Consider the following 1,231-nt stretch of genomic DNA (forward strand, 5'->3'; position numbering starts at 1 on the left):
ATTGCCCTATCATTCCTTCGTCATGCCTATCCAAGGGGTGGAGGCCAGTTATGCTAACCTGATGGGTCAGTGCCCTTTTGTTGAAGAAATCTGGTACTCCGTACATATTTGAAATCCTACGAATAAGCCAACATTCGTAAAAAAAGTCTATGAAAATAAGTTTTTGAAGGTTCCCTTCGAGAACCCAATTAAAAAATCCCCTTTAAAACTATGCAACCAGTTCAGTAATAGGTTGAACTTTATCTGCACAATAAGCCTCGTTTCTGCGTGCTATTCCAACAAATATCCTGGCTAGCTTACCTACCAATTTCATAATTGATTTCATTTTCTTCATTTTTTTCACCTTAACATTAAGGGAGTGAATAGCTCGAAATTCCGTGTTATTCATCACAAGGCTCATGGTGGCTAAGTAAAGGAAACGTCTTAGCCTGGATCGTCCTCGCTTAGAGATGACAATTTGGCCTTTCCACTTACCAGAGCTTGCTTCAGCCAGATGCAACCCAGCGTGCCGAAGTAAAGAATTACCGTGTGAAAAACCACTTAGATCTCCTGCTTCACCTAATATTCCGGCTAAAGAAATTTCACTAATTCCCTTAATGGCAAGCAGCTTCTTGGCAAAAGGTATTTGTTTTAATACATCCTTAACCTCTTGTTCCACTCTTTCGAGTTGTAAGACTGCGAAATCATACTCCTCTAATAATTGTTCCAAATGAAATTTATACGCTTCAAGAGCCTGTCTTGTGCCGACAGATTTCCTAGCTAACTGAAGAAGTAATTGGGCTTTCCTTAATCCAGGCTGTCTCTTCATTATTGATTTCCATCCTGATACAACATCATCAGGTTTCAGGGAACGCAGTTCCATTGGAGATGGAAATAAACGAAGTGTGGCAATTGCCCCTTTAGCAGTAATGTCTTTAAATACCTGCCTGAGTTCGGGAAAGACAATATCAACCCAACGGTTTAATTGATTAATAGTGCTAACGAGTCGTTTAACTACCACATCACGGTTAGACATAAGGACCCTAAGTATTTCAAATGATTCTGAAGTGTCCCTGACGAAGGAGTAGTAACCATTCTTCACCATATCAGCGATGACCAGGGCATCTTTCTTATCACTTTTCGACTGAGTATTATCACGGTTTTCTTTATTTCTTTTTACTAAGTGAGGGTTTACCGTTACTACCTCAATTCCTTGTTTAAATAGCCATTTCGAAAGATTAATCCAGTAATG

The 1,231-nt window shown here is 39.5% G+C and carries 1 protein-coding gene; it reads right to left on the bottom strand.

The features are described 5' to 3' along the window. Positions 1 to 208: 208 nt before the first annotated feature. On the bottom strand, positions 209 to 1,231 hold a 1,023-nt coding region (locus tag ASU00_RS24075), incomplete at its 5' end, for an IS110 family RNA-guided transposase (protein WP_057915958.1).

It is taken from the genome of Peribacillus muralis (assembly GCF_001439925.1).
GTDB classification, from domain to species: Bacteria; Bacillota; Bacilli; order Bacillales; family DSM-1321; genus Peribacillus; species Peribacillus muralis.